Below are 20,388 nucleotides of genomic sequence, written 5' to 3' on the forward strand. Positions count from 1 at the left end.
TCCGACGGCGGCGCGGCGTTCGCCGGGCGTACCGCCGTCGCACGGCCGGCACCCGTCCGGCGCAGTCCCGGTATGACCATGATCATACCGGTCGGTGGCCGTCCGGTCGCGGCCCTCAACGCATCTGACTGGTCGAGGGATCTGTCCCACCAGCGAATCGGAGAGCGGTCTGTGCGTGCGCACCAGGGCAGCAACGGCGGGGACAAGGGCGTGGGCGAGGGCGAGGGGCGCCGGCGTCGGCGGCCGTGGCGGTGGATGGACTTCCCGCGCAGGGGCCGGCGCGGGTTCCGCCGCTGGCTCCCGTCCTGGCGGCAGATGCTCCTGCTGTGCGGCGCGGGGGCGCCGGTGCTGACGGGGCTGGCGGCCTGGCTCTACGCGACCACCGAGGTGCCGGAGGACCTGAACGCCTTCGCCACCCAGCAGAACAACGTCTACTTCTGGGCGGACGGCACCGAAATGGCCCGGATCGGTGAGACCAACCGCCAGGAGGTGCCGCTCGACCGGGTACCGGAACCGGTGCAGTGGGCGGTGCTGTCCGCCGAGAACGCGACCTTCTACTCGGATCCGGGGATCTCCCTCAAGGGCATCGGCCGGGCGGTCTACACGATGGTCTCGGGCGGTGACACCCAGGGCGGCTCGACCATCACCCAGCAGTACGTCAAGAACGCCTATCTGAACCAGCGGCAGGACTACTCGCGCAAGCTCCGCGAGGCCGTCATCGCGATCAAGCTGGGCCAGCGGATGAGCAAACGGGACATCCTGGCGGGCCATCTGAACACCAGTTGGTTCGGGCGCGGCAGCTACGGCATCGAGCGGGCCTCGGCGGCCTACTACGGCAAGGACGTCTCGCAGCTGAATCCGAGTGAACGGGCGCTCCTGGCTGCCCTGTTGAAGGGGGCCGGGCAGTACGACCCGGCGCTCGGCGCGGAGAACCACCGGCGGGCCGAGGAGCGCGGCTGGCGACGGCGGTCACGGTGTTCCGGGCGGACCTGAAGGACATGAAGCTGCTCTCGCTGGAGGGCCTCGGCGGCGCCGCCCCGGACACCCCGGACTCCGAGTTGCCGACCAGGATCTGGACCTCGTTCATGAAGGCGGCCGGTTAGAACCCGGTCGGCCCGTCAGTTACCAGCCGCCCGGTCCGGCAGCCACGGCCCCAGCTTCTCCGGGTTGCGGACCGCCCAGATCCGGACGACACGGCCCTCGGCGACCTCGAACGAGGCCACCGTCATGACGACCCCGTCGCGCTCGGCCACCAGGCCGGGCACGCCGTTGACCGACCGCTCGACGAGTTCCAGCCCCGGGGCCCGGTCGGCGATGGCCACCATGTACTGGGCGATGCGCGCGCCGCCCTCGACCGGGCGCAGCGCGGCGCCGACCATGCCGCCGCCGTCGGCGGTCATCACGGCGGCCGGGTCGAGGACGGCGACGAGGGCCGCGATGTCCTTGTTCTCCCAGGCCACCTTGACGCGTCGGACGGTCTCGGCCTGCCCGGCCGCCGTCGGCGGGACGGGCGCCGGACCCACCCGCCGCCGGGCGGCGGCCCGCTCCGCCCGGTCTGGGAGGCCTCCGGCTTCCTGGCGCTCGCCTCCGTCCAGATCGTGCTGGGCATCGCGCACGTGCCGGCGGTCCACCTTCCGCTGGGCGTCCTGATGTTCGGCCTGAGCGTGCTGGCCCTGGCGCGCCGCACCGACTGAGCCCGTCGGCGATCGGATATTCGGGTGTCGCCGACCAGTTCGCGGCTGATAGCGTCCGCGGCGTGGCAAAGCTGAACCAGATCATCGCCGTCGAAAAGGGCGTCAAGTCCAAGTTCTTCCAGGAGCTGACGCAGGCCCACCAGGACCTGCAGAAGCCCGCGCTCCTGGCCGGGATCTCCCGCACGTACCAGCCCAAGGACGAGGAGGGCGAGCAGCTGCCGCCGGAGTCGACCCGGGTGCAGCTGAAGGCCGAGGACATCCTGCGGTCCACCGCGAGCACCCTCACCCGGCTCTTCGACGTGACGGCCACCAAGGACTGGGCCAACGTCGACGCCCGCGCCGACGTGGTGGTGGACGGCCAGGTGCTCCTGGCCCAGGTGCCGGTGCCGTACCTGCTCTTCCTGGAGAAGCAGCTCACCGACCTGTTCACCTTCGTGCGGAAGCTCCCGGTGCTGGACGCCTCCGAGTCGTGGAACCTGGACCCGTCCACCGACGCGTGGAAGACGGAGCCGGTGCGCACCATCCGCACGAAGAAGGTGCCGCGCAACCACGTCAAGGCCGAGGCGACCGAGAAGCACCCGGCCCAGGTCGAGGTCTACTACGAGGACGTGCCGGTCGGCTACTGGACCACGGTCAAGTTCTCCGGCGCGCTGCCCGCCCGCCGGGTGAACGAGCTCGCCGAGCGGGTGGAGAAGCTCCAGCAGGCGGTCAAGTTCGCCCGCGAGGAGGCGAACTCGGTGGAGGTCTCCGACCAGCGGGTGGGCGACGCCGTCTTCGGCTACCTGTTCCGGTAGCCTCATGATCGCCCGCCCGGGGAGCCGGGCGGGTGCACCGGGCGTGCCAGGGCCCTGCTGCGGGAGACCGGGCGGGGGCGCTGTGCGCGCGGTGCGAAAAGCTGACACTGATGTTGAAGCTGACCAGGGGTCACAGTGGAGGTTCGAATCCTCCCCCCGGCATTCCCGGCCGGGGTAGCCCAAACCCGGCAGAGGCAGGCCCCCTGAATCTCAGACTCTCGCTCCAGTCTCAGCATTCGCCGCCGAACACCGGATCGACCGGGTGCGGACGAACATCGACGAATGCGGGTTCAAGTCCCGTCTGTGCCGCTCCGTGGCACGGTAGTTCAAAGGCAGAACGCGTCGGTTTCAAGCTGATCCGCAGCCCTTAAACGTGCCGGTGTGCGCAATTGGGCGGCACACAGGGGCCCGGGAGCAGGCTACGCTCCCGGGCCCTCACAGCTCACTCGTCGCTCGTGTCACTCCTCGCTCATGCGCTGCTCACTCCTCGTCGAGGAACTCGTGGTTCTGGCGGCGGTAGGGCGCCGAGATGCCGGCCAGGCGGTTCGGCGGCCAGAAGTCGGAGCGCTCGCTGAGTGACAACTCGCCGTCCTGGCGCACCATCCAGACGTCCTCGTAGTCGAGGTGCAGCACCGCGTCGCCGGGCACCCGCGCCAGCAGGCCGTCGGCGAGGCGGGTCATGTCGTCCTGCTGGCCGGAGACGTCGGCGTCCTTGCCCATCCGGAAGACGACCGAGACGGTCGGGGTGAAGACCCGGCCGCCGATCTCCGGATCCCCCCACGGGGTGGGCTTGCGCGCGGCCACGCGCAGCCAGGTGCCGTACACCGTGAGCACGCCGTCGTCGAGCAGCGCGTCGGCGGTCGCGGAGTCGTCGACCAGCCGCAGGGACCGGGCGACGTCGGTGAGCGTCTGCGCGACCTGGGCCGGGGACCACGGGGTCACCAGTTCGAGGCTGTAGGAGATTGCCATGTCCGTCTTTCTGTTCTGCTACGGGTAGAGGGAGACCACGTTGCCCGACTTGTCGATCACGGTGACCTCCTTCAGCCCCTCGATCGGCCAGTCGTTCAGCTGCTTGCGCATGGCGCCCACGTCGACGTCGCTGTCGGACAGGTTCAGGACGATGCGGTCCGCCTGCCCTTCGTCGACCTTCTTCTGGATGCCGGTGGCGATGGAGCGGGGGTTCTTCGCGGTCGGCGCGTAGCAGTCCATCACCTCGCCCTCGACGCGGTAGTCGGGGTTCTTGGTCGTGCCGGGAACGTCGGGGTTCTGCTCGACCTTGTAACCGTTCTTCGCGAGGATGTCGGCCGACTCGTTCTCCCGGGTGAACGCCCGCCTGGTCGTGTCGTCCGCGTTCTTGGGGATGTTGGTGACCCGACCCTCGGGACTGGCGTTGGGGTCGGCCGGCCGGGAGGGCTGGGTCCGCATGTCCGGGGTGCTGCTTCCGCCGCCCCCGCCGTTGCCCTCCATCTGGACCCGGTCGGGTCCCATCGCGTCCTGGGCGATGTTGGCCGCGCCGATACCGGCCATCCCGAGGCCGGTGACGATGAGGCCGGCCGAGGCGACGTTGACGGGGATGCCGACGGCCGCACCGACGACGGTCAGGTCCAGGCCGACGCCCAGGATCTCGCCACCGGCGCCGAGCGTCGCGAGGCCGAGGCCGCCCGCGATCTCCAGCACCGAGCCGGGGTCGTGGACCATCGCGTTGCCGACGGACTCCAGGTCGGCGAGGGCGGTCTTGCCCATGTCCTCCAGGAAGTCCCCGGCGTCGGAGAAGAAATCACCCACCTTGTCCAGCCAGCCCGGCTCCTCCGGGGCCTTGTCACGGCCCTTGGCGACCGCGTCGGCCGCCGTGTCGCCCGCGCTCTTGAGCTGGGTCCGCGCGTTGCTCAGGGTATTCTCGGCGGTCGTCCTGGTGGTGTCGCCGGGATCGGTGAACGGCAGCTTGTGGCCTTCGCTCTTCTCCTGGGCCTCGTGCTCGGTCTTGGCCTTGTCCGTCGCGGCCTGGGCTTCGCCCCACTGCCGGATGGCGTCCCTGGCCTGCCCTTGCGCCCACTCCAGCGTCGACTTGTAGGTGGTCAGCGCGGTGGCGGCGTCGTGGAAGCAGTCGCCTGCCTCCAGCCACTTCTGCGGCTCGCCCTTGAAGGCGGCCCGGAACGCGTCGCCGGCCTGTCCCGTCCACCCGTCGGTGGTGTCGATCCGCTTGAGCCCCTCACCGGTGGAGTGCAGGGTGTCGCCGTAGCTCTTCAGCCACGCGGCGGTCGACCCGACCGCCTCCGGGTCGCCCGGTATGAGTTCCTTCGGGTCGGAGGTCTCCCCGAGTTCCTTCGCCACGTTACTTCGCCCCCGGGTCTTCGCCGCTGTCCCGCTTGAGCGTGCCGTGCAGGTGCCCGGCGATCTGGCCGTCGAGCTTCCCGTAGGCCTTCACGCTCGCGTTGAGGCGCTGCGAGACCTGCGAGGCGTCCTTGCCGAGGTTCTCCACACCGATCTCCCAGCGCTTCAGGAAGTGACCGAGGACATCGGCCAGGTGGTCGTGACCGATGTCCTCCTTCTTGTGGTCGAGGTCGCTGACCTTCTTGAACTGCAGCTTCGCCAAGGTGTCGGTGATGCCCGAGGCCGCCTTGTCGAGCGCATCCAGGTCGACTTTGAACCCGTCCGCCATCGGCTCTCTCCCCGTGTCCGTTCGATCGTTTTTGCGGTGAACAGGTTAAAGGATGCCGGGATGGCCGGCTCCGGTTCCGTCCCTCGCAGGTCAGGGCGGTGGTCCGGCCGTCCGGCCGCGCGGGGGCGAGGACGCGGAAGCCCCGTCGCACGTGCGCGCCTTGCCGGGTACGGTCTCTGCTACTCAGGGTCCGTGTCAGGAAGCTCTGACGACCGCTCGGGCCGGTGCGCTGCCAGGGTGGCTGCGGCCCCGCGGCCGCCCTCGGCGGGGTCACTTGTTCAGGCGGGACCAGTCGCCCGGCTGCCCCGGGTCGAGCCGGCGCAGCTTGTCCACGACCGCCGGGTCGTGGGCGTCCAGCCAGTCGGCGACCTGCCGGAACGAGACGCAGCGGACGCCGTCGCGCTTGCAGACGCTCTTCATCACGTCTTCGACGGCCTGTATGTAGATGCCCCCGTTCCAGTCCTCGAAGTGGTTCCCGATGAACAGTGAATAGGCCGAGAGTTCGATCGTCAGAGCACTGTGATCGATGCCCGAGGAGGCGGGATAAGTTGCACGGGGGACGTTGAACCGGCGGGCAACGTGCCTACATTACGGAGCGGTTGACGTGCTGCCGGAAGGCCTCGGCGGCGGCCCGGGTGTAGAAGCGCCGGATCCGGTGCGAGGAGCCGGGCATGCGGAGGTACTCGTGGTTGGTGACGTCCCAGAGACCCCAGCACTCCAGCTGGAGGAAGTGCGGGCTCCTGGCGTCGATCAGGCGGATCTCGTACGGGGTGCGCGGCTGGTTCTTGCGGATCCAGACCAGGGCGTGGGCGTAGGAGTAGAAGCGCAGCGGCTCGTCGGCCGGCGGGAGCGCCTTGACGGGGCGGTCGGTGGTGCGGTCGTGGATGATCCAGACCTGGTAGGCGGCGCCGCGCGGGGCATCGGCGGGGAGGACGGTGTAGCGGTCGGTGGTCATCGGCGGGTCGCCACCTGGATGAAGCCGGAGGCCTTCTCGACGCGCTCGGCGAACTCGTTGAACTCGCCGTCGATGGCGGAGATGGTGGCTTTGGTCGGGACGAGGATCGCCCCGGCCCGGCGCTCGAGAAGGCGCTGGAGGGCGGCCTGAAGCAGAGGCCGCTGCTCGGGCGCCTTGGCGTCCACTTCGTCGTCCACGACGATCAGCGAGATGTCCCACCGGAAGGTGTGGGCGTAGGCCTCGCACATGCGCAACTCGCGCTCGGGGAAGCGGGAGTTGCTCTTGGCCAGGTAGATGACCACCTGGGGTCGGTCCGAGGCCGGTGGGGGCGTTGGGCAGCTCAAGGTTCGCTCCTCTGTGTAGCGATACGACTACCGGTGGTGCCCACTGTCGGCTAAGCTCGGGAATCGTTCAACTTGCCTGTGCCACCGGTGGAATTGGGCGTGTGCTGTGAATCGCAAGGAGCTTGACCCGACGTCGTCTCCGCGTGAGTCGTTCGGCGCGCTGCTTCGCAGCTCGCGCGAGGCGTTGGGGTGGACCCAACAGGACCTGGCAGAAGCCATGGGGTACTCGGACAGCTACATCTCTGCGGTGGAAACGGGCCGAAAATCCACCAGCCGAGCCTTCGTCAGGGCGGCCGACAAGGCGCTCGGGACGGGCCAGACGCTCGAGTTGATGTGGGTCGGGATGAGGCGGAAGGGCTTCCTGGAGGGCTTCCCCGAGCACGCTGCGCAGGAAGCGCGTGCTGCGGAGATCCGGATCTTCGAACCGAATCTCATCCCCGGGCTGTTCCAGACCAAGGCCTACGCTTCCGCGCGAGAGTCAGCGGCGGTGCAGCGAGGAAGCAGCACTCAGGATCAGGCTGAGGAGCGAATGAAGTTCCTCATCGCGCGACAGCGGTTGCTCAAGCGCGCCGAGCCGCCGGTCATCCACGCGGTGATAGACGAGAGCGGCATCCGTCGGCCGGTCGGTGGCATTGCGACGATGCGTGAACAGCTTGATCACCTCGTCGAGATGGCGACGAAGCCTCATGTGATCTTCCAGGTGGCTCCGTTCACCTTGGCGGAACACGCCCCGTTCCGAGCCTTCATGACGCTGTTGACGTTTGCCGATCGTTCTGTGGTCGGCTATACCGAATCCGCAGAACACGGCTTTGTCGTCCGGGAAGACAGGACTGTCAGGGCATGGGAAAGGGCCTACGATCGGTTGCAGGTGGAAGCGCTGACGAGAGCAGCGACCCTCGACCTGATTCATAAGGCCCGAAAGGAACTCTGACCCATGATCCGCCCAGACCTGTCCCGCGCTTCCTGGTTCAAGTCGTCGTACTCTGACAACGGCGGTTCCTGCGTAGAGGTCGCGCCTGACTTCCCGGGTGTCGTCCCGGTCCGTGACTCGAAGGATCCGGACGGCGCTGTCCTCCTCTTCCCGGCCGAGGCGTGGCGAGCCTTCGTCGCCGCGACTGCCGCCGGCGACTTCGGCGACGTTTGATCTTCGGCCTGCCGACCGAGCCCCTGGACCGCGTGGTCCGGGGGCTCGTCGCGTATTGACACCGCCCGCCGTGCGGCCGATGCTAAGCAAGCGCTTAGTCATCCCCTTCTTTCCGCCTCCCAGGAGCCGCCCGATGCCCGAGACCCCCGCTGATCCGCCCGGTCTGGACCTCGCCCGCCTCCGCACCCATCTGGACCGCGAGCTGCCCGGCACCGTCCAGGGTCCGCTGCGGGCCGACCTCATCGAGGGGGGCCGCTCCAACCTCACGTACGCGCTCACCGACGGCACCTCCCGCTGGGTGCTCCGGCGCCCTCCGCTCGGGCACGTGCTCGCGACCGCCCACGACATGGGCCGCGAGTACCGCGTGATGTCCGCCCTCCGGGACACCGGCGTTCCAGTTCCGGGCATGCTCCTCCTGGACCCCACCGACACCCTCCTCGGCGCGCCCTGGTACCTCATGGAGTACGTCACCGGCACCGCGCACCGGGACGCCGCGACCCTCGCCGCGCTCGGTGAGCGGCGCGTCGGCGCCCTCGGCCGGCAGCTCGTCGAGACCCTGGCCGCCCTCCACCGGATCGACCCCTCAACCGTCGGCCTCGCCGACTTCGGCCACCCCGACGGCTACCTGGAGCGCCAGCTGCGCCGCTGGTCCAAGCAGCTCGCCGCCTCCCGCAGCCGCGACCTCCCCGACCTGGACCGTCTGCACGCCCTCCTGGCCGCGCGCCTCCCGGTCTCGCCCGCGCCCGCGCTCGTCCACGGCGACTACCGGCTCGACAACGTCCTCGTCGACGACGGCGACACCATCACCGCCGTCCTCGACTGGGAGATGTCCACCCTCGGTGACCCGCTCACCGACATCGGCCTGCTCGTGATGTACACCGAACTCGCCGGCGTCGGCGGCGGCATCATCCCCTCCGCGATGGCCGCCCCCGGCTTCCCCGGCCCGGACGAGATCGTCTCCTGCTACGCCGAGCTGACCGGCCGCCAGGCCACCGACCTCGACTGGTACGTGGCCTTCGCCTCGTTCAAGCTCGCCGCCGTCGCCGAGGGCATCCACTTCCGCTTCCAGCAGGGCCGCACCCTCGGCGCAGGATTCGAGCGCGCGGGCGAGATGGCCCCGATCCTGGCCCGGCACGGCCTGAGCACCCTCAAGGAGAGCTGACCGATGGACTTCGCCTACGATTCCCGGACGAACGAACTCCGGGAGCAGTTGCTCGCCTTCATGGACGAGCACGTCCACCCCGCCGAGCCCGTCCTCGCCGAGCAGCTCGCCGACCCGGCGCGCGAGCCGTGGAGCGTCCCGCCGGTGGTCGCCGACCTGAAGGCGGCGGCCCGCAAGCAGGGCCTGTGGAACCTCTTCATCCCCGGCGAGCACGGCGCCGGCCTCACCAACCTCCAGTACGCCCCGCTGGCCGAGATCACCGGCCGCAGCCCCCAGCTGGCCCCGCCCGCGCTCAACTGCGCGGCCCCCGACACCGGCAACATGGAGCTGCTCGCCGAGTTCGGCACCGCCGCGCAGAAGGAGCGCTGGCTGCGCCCGCTGCTGGACGCCGAGATCCGCTCCGCCTTCGCGATGACCGAGCCCGAGGTCGCCTCCTCGGACGCCACCAACGTCGCCACCCGGATCGTCCGGGACGGCGACGAGTACGTGATCAACGGCCGCAAGTGGTACATCACCGGCGCGATGAACCCGGACTGCAAGCTGATCATCGTGATGGGCAAGACCGACCCCACCGCCGAACCGCACCGCCAGCAGAGCATGGTCCTCGTCCCGCGCGACACCCCCGGGCTCACCTTCAAGCGCGGCATGACCGTCTTCGGCTACGACGACTCCGACCACGGCGGCCACGCCGAGGTGCTCTTCGAGGACGTCCGGGTGCCGGTGGAGAACCTGATCGGCGAGGAGGGCACCGGCTTCGCCATCGCCCAGGCCCGGCTGGGGCCCGGCCGGATCCACCACTGCATGCGCGCCATCGGCATGGCCGAACGCGCGCTGGAGCTGATGTGCCGCCGGACCACCGCCCGCGTCGCCTTCGGCCGTCCGCTCGCCGAGCAGGGCGTCATCCAGGACTGGATCGCCGAATCCCGCGTCCGCATCGAGCAGTTGCGGCTGCTCGTGCTCAAGACGGCCTGGCTGATGGACACCGTCGGCAACCGGGGCGCGCACACCGAGATCCAGGCCATCAAGATCGCCACCCCGAGCACCGTCGAGTGGATCCTCGACAAGGCCGTCCAGGCCCACGGCGCCGGCGGCACCGGCCAGGACACCCCGCTCGCCCAGCTCTGGGCCGGCATCCGCAGCCTGCGCCTCGCCGACGGGCCGGACGAGGTCCACAAGCGCTCGCTGGCCCGCCGGGAACTCAAGAAGTACCGCTCGGCCACGGACTGACCCGACGGCGTCATACCGGGGTAGCCACGGCGGTTTGGCTCCCCGGTATGACGGCTGCGACCCCGCTCCGCCCGTACCGTCTCCTGCGCAAGGGATGACAGCGAGGAGGAACGGCGATGAGCAGGCGTGGACGGGCCGTGGCGGCGGTGCTGCTGGCGACGGCGGTGGCCCTGGGCGTGGCGGGTGCACCCGGGGCGACGGCGGCACCCGGGGACACCGGCTGGGCGCGACAGGCCACGGCGGCGCTGCCGCACCCGACCGGGCCGTACCCGATCGGCACCACCTCCCTGCAGCTCACCGACCCCGACCGGGAGTTCCCGCTGAAGCCGGGCAAGCCCCGCCGACTGATGATCAGCTTCTGGTACCCGACCGCCCGCCCCGCCACCGGCGGCGACCGCGCCCCGTCCATGGCGCCCGCCGCGGCCGCCCACTTCGGCAGCGCCGGGAGCGCCGGACTGGCGAACTACGGCTTCGAACCCGACCGCACCGACTGGGCCGGCGTCCGCACCCACGCCCGCGCCGGCGCACCCGCCCTGCCCGGCGGCAAGCGCCCCGTCGTGCTCTACTCACCCGGCCTCGGAGACCCGCGCACCTGGGGCACCGCCCTGGTCGAGGACCTCGCCTCGCGCGGCTACGTGGTGGTCACCGTCGACCACACCTGGGACGCCTCCGAGGTGCAGTTCCCCGACGGGGACCTGGCCACCTCGGTGTTCACCGAACTGATGGGCAAGCCCGACCTCGACGTCCCGGCCGTGCTGCACGCCTCGATGCAGACCCGGGTCGACGACACCCGCTTCGTCCTCGACCGGCTCGCCGGGCTGCGCGGCGACCGGAGCCTGCCGGCCGGCCTCGCCGACTCGCTCGACCTCGACCGGATCGGCATGGTCGGCCACTCCGCCGGCGGCTTCACCGCCCTGCAGACCATGCACGACGACCCCCGGATCGCGGCCGGGATCAACCTCGACGGCCAGCTGCACTTCCCCCGCTCGGACGGGAAGCCGGGCATCGACCTGCCCAGCGTCGCCCAGGACGGGCTGAACCGCCCGTTCCTGCTGATGGGCACCCAGAGCGACGACTCCGGCAGCTACCACCGGCAGCCCGGCTGGGACGCCCTCTGGCAGCACAGCACCGGCTGGCACGCCGACGTGACCCTCACCGGCTCCCGGCACGGCTCCTACACCGACGCCGAGGCGCTGCTCCCGCAGCTCGCCCGCCAGGGCGCCGTGACCGACGAGCAGCTCCGCAAGGACGTCGGTGACGTCCGCCCCGACCGCGCCGAACTGGCCACCCGCTCCTACGTCGCCGCCTTCTTCGACCGCTGGCTGCGCGGCCACGACGACCACCTGCTGGACGGGCCCTCGGCGCGCTTCCCGGAGATGGTGTACGAGCGCTGAGCGCTGCGGCTCGCGCGGCCGGTCAGACCTCCGGGCAGTCCCGGAGCAGCTCGGCGAAGGCCTCACCGGCGGCGCCGGAGGGGAGGATCCGCAGCGCCGAGCCGTGGTCCGGGGTGCTGATCACGTAGTGCTCGGCGACGTGGGAGAGGTCGTCCCAGGGCTCCCAGGAGTGGGCGCGCAGCAGGACCCGGCCGCAGCGCGTGCAGCCGATCCACGGCACCAGCACCAGGCCGGCGAGCTCGGGCTCGCTCCAGCCCGTCACCAGCTCGGCCTCGTCGCCCTCCCCGTCGAGCAGCCGCACCGGCGCGGGCGCGCCGTCACCGAGGCAGCGCAGGATGCCGGGGGTGAGCCCCTCGCGCAGGCCCCACTCCTCGGCGAGCACGGAGACCTGCGCCCGGTCCGCTCCGCCGATCGGCACCTGGCGGGCGACCAGGCCCTCGACGAGCAGAGCGAGCCCGCTCTCCTGCTCCCCGGTCTGCCAGCAGTCCTTGACGCTCTGCGCCTCGGGCTCCGGAAGGAGATCGGCGATCCGGTACCAGCGGGCGGTGTCCTCGTGCATGGGTCGGACTCTAACGCCCCCGCCCGCACCCCCGGCTGCCCAGGGGGGAGGGTGAGCGGCGCGGACGGCCGGGCTACCTGATCTCCGAGTCGGGGTTCGCCTCGTCCCAGGCCCGGCGCGAGTCGACGATCTCGTCGTGGTGGTCGTAGGACCAGTCCACCATCGCCCGCACCAGCCGGGTCAGGCTGTGCCCGAGCGGGGTCAGCTCGTACTCCACCTGCGGCGGGACGGTCGGGTGGACGGTCCGCGACACCACCCCGTCACGCTCCAGCCGGCGCACCGTCAGGGTCAGCATCCGCTGCGAGATCCCCGGCAGCGCCCGCTGGAGCTCGCGGAACCGCCGTACGCCCTGGGCGAGTTCGACGACTGCCAGCACCGACCACTTGTCGCCGAGCCGGTTCAGCAGGTCACGGATCCCGCAGTCCACGCCGTCCTCGCACCAGACGACGGGGCGGGGAGTGGTTACCGCGGTGTGCCCTACGGACATGGAAGTGCCTCCTTATGCCGGACGCCCAGGCTATCGAGGATGGTCGGGTCCGCAACGACCGGTCTTCCGGAGGAGAAACATGCTGCTCGTCACCGGTGTCAACGGAGGGCTCGGCGCCCTCGTCCTGCAGAAGCTCGGCGCGCGGGAGGGTGTCCTCGCCGGCAGCCGGACGCCCGGGCGGGTGCCGGCCGGCGTCCCCGCCCGGCTGGTGGACTTCGACCGGCCCGAGACGCTCGCGGCCGCGTTCGAGGGCGTGACGACCCTGCTGCTGATCTCCGCCGGTGCCGCCGAGGACGACGTGGTGATCGCCCGGCACGGCGCCGCGATCGAGGCGGCGGAGCGGGCGGGCGTCGAGCACGTCGTCTACACCAGCCTCTCCGGCGACGGCGACCACCTGCCCTACGCCCTCGCCCACCGCTGGACCGAGCGGCGGCTGCGCGAGTCGGCCACCGTGCGCTGGACGGTGCTGCGCAACGGCCTCTACGCCGAGTTCCTGGCCGTGATCGCCGCCCCCGGCCCGGACGGGGTGATCACCGCGCCGCTCGGCGACGGGAAGCTGGCGGCGGTGGCCCGGGCGGACCTGGCCGAAGCGGCGGTCAACGTGGCCCTGGCGCCCGCCGCCCACGCTGGCCGCAGCTACGAGCTGGTCGGCGAGCGGGCGGTGGGCGGTGCGGAGGTGGCCGAGGCGCTGGGCGCCGAGTACCGCCCGGGCGCCTTGGGGGAGACCCGCAAAGCGGCGACGGCCTCGGGCGCGCGGGACTTCCAGGTGCCGATGCTGGTGGGCACCTACTCGGCGATCGCCCACGGCTTCCTGGCCGGCCCGGGTGCGCCGGGCGACCTGGCGGCCCTGCTCGGCCGGCCGCCCCGCCCGGTTCTGGAGGTCATCGCGGGGCGGTGACCCGGGCGCGCCGGGCGTCGATCCGGGCGTGGGCCTCCGGCCAGGCGATGGGCAGCTGCTCGACCGGCGCCTCCCAGAACGTGAAGGTGGACTCCCGGGTGGTGGCGCGCAGGCCGGTCATGACGCTGCGGTGGGGCTCGGTGGCGGCGAAGGCGTCGAGGGCCTCGCGGCTCTCCCAGGCGGAGAGGGTGCAGAAGGTCCGCCGGAGCGGCCGGGCGATCAGTGAGGCGCCCAAGGCGCCGGGCGCGGTGCGCAGTTGGCGCCAGACGGCCAGCGACCTGAGGAAGAAGCGCGGGACGTCCGCGAGGGACCGCACTTCGTTCGGACGCGGGCGAGGGCGAGGGCGACGGCGAGGAAGGGGACGAGGCGGAGGCGCCCGCGCCCGGCGCCGCCGAGGTGGCCGCCCTGATCGGCGAACTCGGCTGGGAGGTCTCCGCGCACGCCCCCGCCCGCGCGGTCCTCGGCGAGACGCTGGAGACCCTGCGCTCGCTGGGCGCGGAGCTCTCCCACGACGTCCTGCGCCAGTACGCCGAACTGGCCGAGCGGACCGCCGTCCTCGACCTCGACGGACTCGACCCCGCCGCCGACCCGCTGGAGCAGGCCGAACGCGCCCTGCTGCGGACCGTCCTGCTGGAGCCCGCGCTGCTGGCGCTGCGGCGGCTCGCCCAGGAGAACGAGTCCGCCCGCCGCAACGCCTGAGGGCCGCCCTACTCGGTCGTTTTCCGCCGCTACTCGCCGAGGACGGCGATCCGGCCGGTGCTCAGCCCGTCGGCGACCCGCTGGACGGCCTCCGCGGCGCCCGCCAGCGGCACCCGGGCGCTCACCAGCGGCCGGACCACGCCCTGCTCGGCGAGCTTGGTCAGCTCGTCGTGGGCGGCGCGCACCGCGCGCGGGTCATGGGTGTTGTAGAGACCCCAGTGCAGGCCGAGGATCGAGTAGTTCTTCACCAGGGCGTGGTTGAGCGCCGGCGCCGGGATCTGCCCGGCGGCGAAGCCGACCACCACGATCCGGCCCTCGAAGGCGACGCACTTGGCGGAGCCGGTGTAGGCGTCGCCGCCGACCGGGTCGAACACCACGTCCGCACCACGCCCGCCGGTGGCCTGCTTGACGGCGGCGACGAAGTCCTCGGCCGTCCGGTCCACCACCAGATCGGCGCCCAGCGCGCGGGCCGCCTGTGCCTTCGCCGCGCCGCCGACCACGGCGATCACCCGGGCGCCGGCGGCCCGGCCCAGCTGGACCGCCGCGCTGCCGACCCCGCCGGCCGCCGCGTGCACCAGCAGGGTCTCGCCGGCCCGCAGCCGGGCCCGGCGGTGCAGGGCGAACCAGGCGGTCTGGTAGCCGATGTGCAGGGCGGCCGCCCCCGCGTCGTCCAGTGCCTCGGGCGCCGGGAACGCCGCCTCGGCGTCCAGCAGCGCGTACTCGGCGAAAGCCCCGTGCGGCAGCACCGGATTGCCGATCACCCGCTCGCCCCGGCGGGCGCCCTCCGCGACCTCGCCGCACAGCTCCACGCCGGGCGTGAACGGCAGCGGCGGGCGGACCTGGTACTGCCCGCGCACCATCAGGGCGTCCGGGAAGTTCACCGCCGCCGCCCTGACCCGGACCAGCAGCCGGCCCGGGCCGGGCACCGGCCGCGGCACGTCCTCGGCCAGCCGCATCACCGCGGCCGGCTCGCCGAGTTCACCCACCTGCCAGGCCCTCACAGCGCCTCACTCCGCTCCAGGCCCCGCTGGAGCCGGTTCATCCCGGCGATCCAGCGGTCCGGTTCGGCCGCCCGGACGCGGTAGTACTCGGCGACCTCGGGGTGCGGCAGGATCAGGAAGCGGTCGTGGCCGAGCGCGTCCATCACCTCCGCGGCGACGTCCTGCGGATCCAGCGCCGTCGGCGTGAGCAGCGCCTCGCCGACCGCGCCGGTGGAGGCCAGCATGTCGGTGCGCACGCCCTGGGGGCAGAGCGCGTGCACCGTGACGCCCCGGTGGCGGTAGGTGGCGGACAGCCACTCGGCGAAGGCGAGCGCGCCGTGCTTGCTGACGGCGTACGGGGCCGAGCCCAGCATGGTGAGCAGTCCGGCCGCGGAGACCGTGGCCAGGAAGCGGCCGCTGCCGCGCTCCAGCCAGCGGGGCAGCAGCAGTTCGGCGGCCCGCACGTGCGCCATCACGTTGACCTCCCAGGCGCTCGACCAGGCGGCGGCGGGGGCGTCGGCGCCGCCGACCGGGGCGACGCCCGCGTTGGCGCACCAGAGGTCGATCTCGCCGACGGCCGCGCGGGCCCCGTCGACCAGGGCGGCCAGGCCGGCGGCGGAGGCGGCGTCCCCGGGCAGGGCGGTGCCGCCGAACTCCCCGGCGACCGCGCGGGCGGCCTCGGCGTCCAGGTCGTTGACCACGACCCGGGCGCCGGCCGCGGCGAAGGCCCTGGCCAGGGCGGCGCCGATGCCCCGGCCGGCGCCGGTCACCACCACGCCCTGGCCGGTCAGGTCCACCGTCACATCCCACCGCCGAGGGTCACGCCGCCGTCCACGACCAGGGTCTGGCCGGTGATCCAGCCGGCGTCGGAGGAGAGCAGGAAGGCGACCGCGCCCGCGACGTCCTCGGGCACGCCGAGCCGGCCCAGCGGGTAGGCGGCGGCGACCTCCTCCTCCCGGCCCTCGTACAGCGCCTCGGCGAACTTCGTCTTCACCACGGCGGGGGCGACGGCGTTGACCCGGATGCCCTGCGGGCCCAGCTCGGCGCCGAGCTCGACGGTGAGGCGGATCAGGGCGGCCTTGCTGACGCCGTACATGCCGATCCCGGCCGAGGAGCGGAGGCCGGCGATGGAGGCGACGTTGACGACCGCGCCGCCGTGCTCGCCCATCCACGCGGCGCGGGCCCGGCGGATCCAGCCGAGCGGGGCGAGCACGTTGACGCCCATGATCTTGGCGGCGGCGGCCTCGTCGGTGTCCAGGACCGGCCCGTAGACCGGGTTGATCCCGGTGTTGTTGACCAGGTGGTCGAGCCGTCCGAAGGCCTCCAGGGTGCGGGCGACCGCCTCGTCCTGGTGGGCAGGATCGTCGGCCTTGCCGGCGACGGCGATCGCGTTGTCCGGGCCGCCGAGGTCGCGGACGGCCTCGGCGAGCGGCTCCGGGTTGCGGGCGGTCAGGCAGACCTTGGCGCCGCGGGCGACCAGCTCGCGCGCGATCCCGAGGCCGATGCCCCGACTCGATCCGGTGACGACGGCCACCTGGCCCTTGAAGGAGTGCACCACGGAGGGTCCTGCCTTTCGCGCGAGAATCCTGGGTTGCGGAGTTCTGGACGGACGAGTCGCTGTGTGCTGACTAAGCGCTTGCTCAGCATGCTGTCGGTGCGGGACCCTGTCAACAGCCCCGCGGCCGGCAACGGCCCGACGGCCGACCCGCCCGACGGCCCGCCGCGCGGGCACCGGAATGCCTGTACGACTTCTCTGGGAGGATGGCGCCATGACCAGCACGCCCATCGCCGACCTCTGGCCGACCCTGCCCGGCGCCGACACCCGCCCCGAGGCGGCGTACCGGCTGCTCCAGGCGGCCGTCGAGTCGTTCGCGGAGCGCGGCTTCCACGCCACCACCACCCGGGACATCGCCACCGCGGCCGGCATGAGCCCCGCCGCGCTGTACATCCACTACCAGTCGAAGGCCGCGCTCCTCGCCGAGATCAGCCAGGCCGGGCACGCCGCCACCCTGGCGCTGGTGCGGAGGGCGGCGGGCGGGGACGGCGGCCCGGTCGAGCGGATGCGGCGTCTGGTCGAGCAGTTCACCGTCTGGCACGCCCGGGCCCGGACGGTCGGCCGGGTGGTCAACTACGAGCTGCACGCGCTGCCCGAGGGCGCCTACGCGGTGGTCGCGGCGCTGCGGCTGGACATCGAGCGCGAGGTCAGCGCGCTGATCGAGGCGGGCGTGGCGGCGGGCGACTTCCAGGTCTCCGAGGTGCGCACGGCGGCCCGCGCCGTCACCTCGCTGGGCATCGACGTCTCCCGCTGGTACACCGAGCGCTCCTCCGAGACCCCGGAGGAACTCGGCCGCCGATACGGCGAGTTGGTGCTGCGGATGCTCGGCGCCCGGGTCTGACCGCAGGCGGCTCCCAGGGCCGCGCTCTTGACCCGCTACGCAGGGTGCGAGCAGACTCGTATACGAAGTACGTGTGCCTCGTAGGCGTACAGCGCCGAGCACCAGCGGCCCCGGTCGAGGCCCCGCCCGACGCACTCCCACCGCGGCCCAGGCGCCGCGGATCGAAGCCGACACCCCGCGGCGACCACGCCCCCGACCGGCGGCGCCGACGGGTTCGAACCCCCCACCCGGGCCGGTCCGGCCGGGGTCGTGCCGCCGTTCAGGGCGGCGACACGGGGACGGCGCGCGCGGCGCGCCGTGGCACGGCCCGGGCGGGCGGAGAAGGGAAGGTGCAGCGATGCCCTTCCGGCCCTTTCAGTCCTTCCATCGTTTCCAACCGTCCCAACCCTTCCAGCATTCGAGCCCGGTCCGGCCGCGCTTCTGGCTGAAGACGGCTCTCGGCGGCCTGTCCGGGCTGCTGTTCCTGCTCACCCTGGTGTGGCCGCAGTGGATCGAGACGTTCCTCGGCCTCGACCCCGACGCCGGCAGCGGCGCCGCCGAGTGGCTGGTCGTCGCGCTCGCCGCGGCCGCCACCGCCGCCTGCGCGCTCGCCGCGCGGACGGAGTGGCGCCGCAGCCACCCGTCCTCGGCCCGCGTCGCGCGCTGACCGGATCGGAGGACCGTCATGACCGACACCACCGACACCACTCCCGCCGCCGCGCCCGACCGGCTGACCGAACTCGTCCGGCAGGCTCCGCTGAGCTTCCTGGGCACCGTCACCCGGGTCGGCGGCACCTCGCTCGCGGCCTTCCCGGCCGACCGGCGCAACGACCGCACGACCGTGATCAGGGTGGACCGGGTGCTGCACGCGCCCGAGGCCTTCCGGCAACTCGCCGGCACCGAGGTCACCGTCCAACTGGCGCCCGACGCCGACCTCCTGGAGGTCGGGGACACGGCCGCCTTCTTCACCCAGGGCCTGGTCTACGGCGAGACCCTCGGCCTCACCGAACTGGGCCGGCTGCCCGCCGACGCCGTCCGGCCGCACGTCTCGCTGGCGGCCACCACCGCCGACGAGATGCCGTTCTCCTCGGTGCAGCGCGAGATCCGGAACCAGGACATCGCCGCGCACGCCCGGGAGGCGGACGCCGTGGTGGTCGGTACCGTGGTCGGCCTGGAGGACCTCGGCCTGCCGGCGTTCTCCGAGCACGCCCCGCACTGGTGGCGGGCCACCCTCGCCGTCTCGCACGTCGAGGCCGGCAGCGTCGACGCGGGGCGGACCAGCGTCCTCTACCCGCACAGCGGTGACATCCGCTGGCGCCACGTGCCCAAACCGAGGGCCGGGCAACTGGGCCTCTGGCTGATGCACGCCACGACGGGCGACCTGGCCTCCCAGGCACCGTACCGACTGCTCCACCCCGACGACTACCAGCCGGCGCAGAAGCTCGCCGTGCTGCGTGAAGGAAGGTGAGCCGACATGGCCACCATCAAGGTCGTCAACATCACTCCCAAGGCACAGAGCGGCAACACGGGACTGGACGCGGAGCCCAACCTCGCGGTCAACCCGGACAACCCGCGCGAGATCGTCGCCACCGCCTTCACACCCGACCCGCTGAACGGACCGCTCGCCCCCGTCTACGTCTCGACCGACGGCGGGGACACCTGGGTGCTGAACAGCGCCGTCCCCGGCAACAACGCCGTCGCGGGCACGGGGGACATCACCGTCGGCTTCGCCGCGCACGGCGGCGCGCTCTACACGGGGATCCTCAACGGCCAGGACGACGACCTGGAGATCCTGCGCGCCGCGGACATCACCACCGCGACGCCGATGGAGGTCCTGCTCGACGTGCCCGCACAGGACATACCGGACCAGCCCTGGGTGGTCACGGGTGCCGCCACGGCCGACGGCGCGGGTCAGGACATCGTGTACGTCGGCAACAACGTGGGGAAGCGGGGCCATCAGCAGTTGCCCCGCACCGCCATGGTGGCGGTCTCGGCCAACGCGCGCACCGGCTCGGGCGGGTTCAGCAACGTCCCGGTCGACCGGCGTTCCGGCACGGTCCACGACGGGCCGCCCGTTCGGCTCGCCGCGCACCCCGACGGAACGGTCTACACCGCGTTCGAGAGCTGGAGCGGTGCCGTCACGAACGCTGCGGAGCCGACGTTCGGGCTGATCGTCACCATGGACGTGGTGGTGACCCGGGACGACAAGGGCGGCCTCGGTCAGGACCCGTTCCAGGACCTCCGGGACCCGGCCGACGGCGGCGTCGGCCGGCGGGTGGTCAGTGGTAGGACCCTGCCCTTCGACGTGCGGGTCGCGGCACTGGGGCAGGAGCGCACCGGCGCGGACCTGTCGATCGCGGTCGACCCGACGGACTCCAACAGCGTGTGGATCGCCTGGTGCGACGCCACGGGCGGCACCGTCCCGACCGACTACGTGCTGCACGTCCAGCACTCCGCCGACCGCGGGCAGACCTGGGCTGCCACCCGCAAGGACCTCATCAACGCCAAGAACCCCTCGCTGGCGGTCAATTCCGACGGCCTGGTCGGGCTGGTCTACCAGCAGCTCACCCACAGCCAGTGGAGGACGGTGCTGGAGCTGAGCCCGGATGGTTTCACGACCATGGAGAGCAACGTCCTGCACCAGGCTCCGGGCGATGTCCCGTCATCCGGCGGCGGTCTCCCGTACCTGGGCGACTACCTCCGGATGCTCACGGTCGGCAAGGACTTCTACGGGATCTTCGCGGGCAACAACACGCCCGACCGGGCCAACTTCCCGGTGGGCGTGACGTACCAGCGCAACGCCGACTTCACCACCCACCGACTGCTCAGCCCCAACGGGGTGGCCGGGGTACCGGTCTCGATCGACCCGTTCTTCTTCCACCGCGCTGCCTGAGCAGCCCGACAGCTTCCGAGCAGCCCGACAGCGGGGGGGGGGGGGGGGGGGGGGGGGGGGGGGGGGGGGGGGGGGGGGGGGGGGGGGGGGGGGGGGGGGGGGGGGGGGGGGGGGGGGGGGGGGG

The 20,388-nt window shown here is 72.3% G+C and carries 23 protein-coding genes and 3 pseudogenes; 13 read left to right on the plus strand and 13 right to left on the minus strand.

Features of this window, described 5'->3' with window-relative positions; translation table 11 throughout:
• Nucleotides 1-255: 255 nt before the first annotated feature.
• A pseudogene (locus tag ACZ4WV_RS12310) lies at nt 256-954 on the plus strand (transglycosylase domain-containing protein); the annotation flags it as partial.
• A 164-nt stretch (nt 955-1,118) separates the two neighbouring features.
• On the opposite strand, the pseudogene ACZ4WV_RS12315 reads toward ACZ4WV_RS12310, so the two are convergent.
• Nucleotides 1,119-1,541 (minus strand): annotated as a pseudogene (locus tag ACZ4WV_RS12315) (sigma-70 family RNA polymerase sigma factor family protein); the annotation flags it as partial.
• Between the two features lie 215 nt (nt 1,542-1,756).
• On the opposite strand from ACZ4WV_RS12315, the gene ACZ4WV_RS12320 reads away from it, so the two are divergent.
• Entirely contained in the window at nt 1,757-2,488 is a 732-nt protein-coding gene (locus tag ACZ4WV_RS12320) for a DUF7873 family protein (RefSeq protein WP_465745556.1), read from the plus strand.
• Between the two features lie 480 nt (nt 2,489-2,968).
• Here ACZ4WV_RS12320 and ACZ4WV_RS12325 read toward each other — a convergent pair whose 3' ends face one another.
• The 6 genes and pseudogenes from ACZ4WV_RS12325 to ACZ4WV_RS12350 all read right to left on the minus strand — a co-directional run bounded on the left by ACZ4WV_RS12325 (nt 2,969) and on the right by ACZ4WV_RS12350 (nt 6,446).
• A complete protein-coding gene (locus ACZ4WV_RS12325) occupies nt 2,969-3,457 on the minus strand; it encodes a SitI3 family protein (RefSeq protein WP_465745558.1) in 489 nt (162 codons plus the stop codon).
• A gap of 18 nt (nt 3,458-3,475) precedes the next feature.
• The gene (locus ACZ4WV_RS12330; protein ID WP_465745560.1) at nt 3,476-4,819 is read right to left on the minus strand and encodes a putative T7SS-secreted protein; all 1,344 of its coding nucleotides are present in this window, start codon (nt 4,817-4,819) and stop codon (nt 3,476-3,478) included.
• Nucleotide 4,820: 1 nt separating this feature from the next.
• Nucleotides 4,821-5,147 (minus strand): FH2 domain-containing protein, encoded by a 327-nt coding sequence (locus ACZ4WV_RS12335; RefSeq protein ID WP_350741957.1) that lies wholly within the window; start codon nt 5,145-5,147, stop codon nt 4,821-4,823.
• A gap of 270 nt (nt 5,148-5,417) precedes the next feature.
• Nucleotides 5,418-5,633, minus strand: a pseudogene (locus ACZ4WV_RS12340) (hypothetical protein); the annotation flags it as partial.
• A gap of 97 nt (nt 5,634-5,730) precedes the next feature.
• Complete coding sequence (locus ACZ4WV_RS12345; protein WP_465745562.1) at nt 5,731-6,102, minus strand: hypothetical protein; 372 nt, start codon at nt 6,100-6,102, stop codon at nt 5,731-5,733.
• On the minus strand, nt 6,099-6,446 hold the full coding sequence (locus ACZ4WV_RS12350; RefSeq protein WP_465745564.1) for a hypothetical protein: 348 nt from the start codon (nt 6,444-6,446) through the stop codon (nt 6,099-6,101). The genes ACZ4WV_RS12345 and ACZ4WV_RS12350 overlap by 4 nt, the downstream gene beginning before the upstream one ends.
• A gap of 106 nt (nt 6,447-6,552) precedes the next feature.
• Between ACZ4WV_RS12350 and ACZ4WV_RS12355 the strand changes: the two genes are divergently transcribed.
• The 5 genes from ACZ4WV_RS12355 to ACZ4WV_RS12375 all read left to right on the plus strand — a co-directional run bounded on the left by ACZ4WV_RS12355 (nt 6,553) and on the right by ACZ4WV_RS12375 (nt 11,373).
• On the plus strand, nt 6,553-7,377 hold the full coding sequence (locus ACZ4WV_RS12355) for a helix-turn-helix domain-containing protein (protein WP_465745566.1): 825 nt from the start codon (nt 6,553-6,555) through the stop codon (nt 7,375-7,377).
• A gap of 3 nt (nt 7,378-7,380) precedes the next feature.
• Entirely contained in the window at nt 7,381-7,590 is a 210-nt protein-coding gene (locus ACZ4WV_RS12360; protein WP_465745568.1) for a DUF397 domain-containing protein, read from the plus strand.
• A gap of 133 nt (nt 7,591-7,723) precedes the next feature.
• Nucleotides 7,724-8,752 (plus strand): phosphotransferase family protein, encoded by a 1,029-nt coding sequence (locus tag ACZ4WV_RS12365; protein ID WP_465745570.1) that lies wholly within the window; start codon nt 7,724-7,726, stop codon nt 8,750-8,752.
• 3 nt (nt 8,753-8,755) lie between these two features.
• Nucleotides 8,756-9,979 (plus strand): acyl-CoA dehydrogenase family protein, encoded by a 1,224-nt coding sequence (locus ACZ4WV_RS12370; protein WP_465745572.1) that lies wholly within the window; start codon nt 8,756-8,758, stop codon nt 9,977-9,979.
• A gap of 116 nt (nt 9,980-10,095) precedes the next feature.
• Entirely contained in the window at nt 10,096-11,373 is a 1,278-nt protein-coding gene (locus tag ACZ4WV_RS12375) for an alpha/beta hydrolase family protein (protein ID WP_465745575.1), read from the plus strand.
• A gap of 22 nt (nt 11,374-11,395) precedes the next feature.
• Here the strand turns inward: ACZ4WV_RS12375 and ACZ4WV_RS12380 are convergent, their stop codons facing one another.
• Together ACZ4WV_RS12380 and ACZ4WV_RS12385 are read right to left on the minus strand one after the other, a co-directional pair.
• Nucleotides 11,396-11,932, minus strand: coding sequence for a hypothetical protein (locus ACZ4WV_RS12380; RefSeq protein ID WP_465745577.1), 537 nt, complete (start codon nt 11,930-11,932; stop codon nt 11,396-11,398).
• 73 nt (nt 11,933-12,005) lie between these two features.
• Nucleotides 12,006-12,419, minus strand: a complete 414-nt coding sequence (locus ACZ4WV_RS12385) for a winged helix-turn-helix transcriptional regulator (protein ID WP_465745579.1) — start codon at nt 12,417-12,419, stop codon at nt 12,006-12,008.
• Nucleotides 12,420-12,498: 79 nt separating this feature from the next.
• Here ACZ4WV_RS12385 and ACZ4WV_RS12390 point away from each other — a divergent pair, with 79 nt between their 5' ends.
• Nucleotides 12,499-13,317 (plus strand): NAD(P)H-binding protein, encoded by an 819-nt coding sequence (locus tag ACZ4WV_RS12390; protein WP_465745581.1) that lies wholly within the window; start codon nt 12,499-12,501, stop codon nt 13,315-13,317.
• On the opposite strand, the gene ACZ4WV_RS12395 is transcribed toward ACZ4WV_RS12390, so the two are convergent.
• Nucleotides 13,301-13,633 carry a DUF3291 domain-containing protein gene (locus ACZ4WV_RS12395; protein WP_465745583.1) on the minus strand — a complete coding sequence of 111 codons (333 nt, stop codon included), beginning with the start codon at nt 13,631-13,633 and terminating at the stop codon, nt 13,301-13,303. The two genes, ACZ4WV_RS12390 and ACZ4WV_RS12395, sit on opposite strands and share 17 nt — an antisense overlap.
• 80 nt (nt 13,634-13,713) lie before the next feature.
• Between ACZ4WV_RS12395 and ACZ4WV_RS12400 the strand changes: the two genes are divergently transcribed.
• Entirely contained in the window at nt 13,714-14,016 is a 303-nt protein-coding gene (locus tag ACZ4WV_RS12400; RefSeq protein ID WP_465745585.1) for a hypothetical protein, read from the plus strand.
• Nucleotides 14,017-14,045: 29 nt separating this feature from the next.
• Here ACZ4WV_RS12400 and ACZ4WV_RS12405 read toward each other — a convergent pair whose 3' ends face one another.
• From ACZ4WV_RS12405 to ACZ4WV_RS12415, 3 genes are read right to left on the minus strand one after another with little or no spacing between them, the layout of a single operon-like run.
• Entirely contained in the window at nt 14,046-15,017 is a 972-nt protein-coding gene (locus ACZ4WV_RS12405) for an NADPH:quinone oxidoreductase family protein (RefSeq protein WP_465745587.1), read from the minus strand.
• Nucleotides 15,014-15,799, minus strand: coding sequence for an SDR family NAD(P)-dependent oxidoreductase (locus tag ACZ4WV_RS12410; RefSeq protein ID WP_465745590.1), 786 nt, complete (start codon nt 15,797-15,799; stop codon nt 15,014-15,016). The genes ACZ4WV_RS12405 and ACZ4WV_RS12410 overlap by 4 nt, the downstream gene beginning before the upstream one ends.
• Nucleotides 15,796-16,554 (minus strand): SDR family oxidoreductase, encoded by a 759-nt coding sequence (locus ACZ4WV_RS12415; protein WP_465745592.1) that lies wholly within the window; start codon nt 16,552-16,554, stop codon nt 15,796-15,798. The genes ACZ4WV_RS12410 and ACZ4WV_RS12415 overlap by 4 nt, the downstream gene beginning before the upstream one ends.
• Nucleotides 16,555-16,765: 211 nt before the next feature.
• Between ACZ4WV_RS12415 and ACZ4WV_RS12420 the strand changes: the two genes are divergently transcribed.
• The 4 genes from ACZ4WV_RS12420 to ACZ4WV_RS12435 all read left to right on the plus strand — a co-directional run bounded on the left by ACZ4WV_RS12420 (nt 16,766) and on the right by ACZ4WV_RS12435 (nt 20,264).
• A complete protein-coding gene (locus tag ACZ4WV_RS12420) occupies nt 16,766-17,392 on the plus strand; it encodes a TetR/AcrR family transcriptional regulator (protein ID WP_465745594.1) in 627 nt (208 codons plus the stop codon).
• Between the two features lie 337 nt (nt 17,393-17,729).
• Nucleotides 17,730-18,038 (plus strand): ABC transporter permease, encoded by a 309-nt coding sequence (locus tag ACZ4WV_RS12425; RefSeq protein WP_465745595.1) that lies wholly within the window; start codon nt 17,730-17,732, stop codon nt 18,036-18,038.
• An 18-nt stretch (nt 18,039-18,056) separates the two neighbouring features.
• Nucleotides 18,057-18,839 carry a hypothetical protein gene (locus tag ACZ4WV_RS12430; protein WP_465745596.1) on the plus strand — a complete coding sequence of 261 codons (783 nt, stop codon included), beginning with the start codon at nt 18,057-18,059 and terminating at the stop codon, nt 18,837-18,839.
• A gap of 6 nt (nt 18,840-18,845) precedes the next feature.
• Nucleotides 18,846-20,264, plus strand: a complete 1,419-nt coding sequence (locus ACZ4WV_RS12435; RefSeq protein WP_465745598.1) for a hypothetical protein — start codon at nt 18,846-18,848, stop codon at nt 20,262-20,264.
• Nucleotides 20,265-20,388: the final 124 nt, after the last annotated feature.

This window comes from Kitasatospora sp. NPDC029312, from assembly GCF_055569215.1.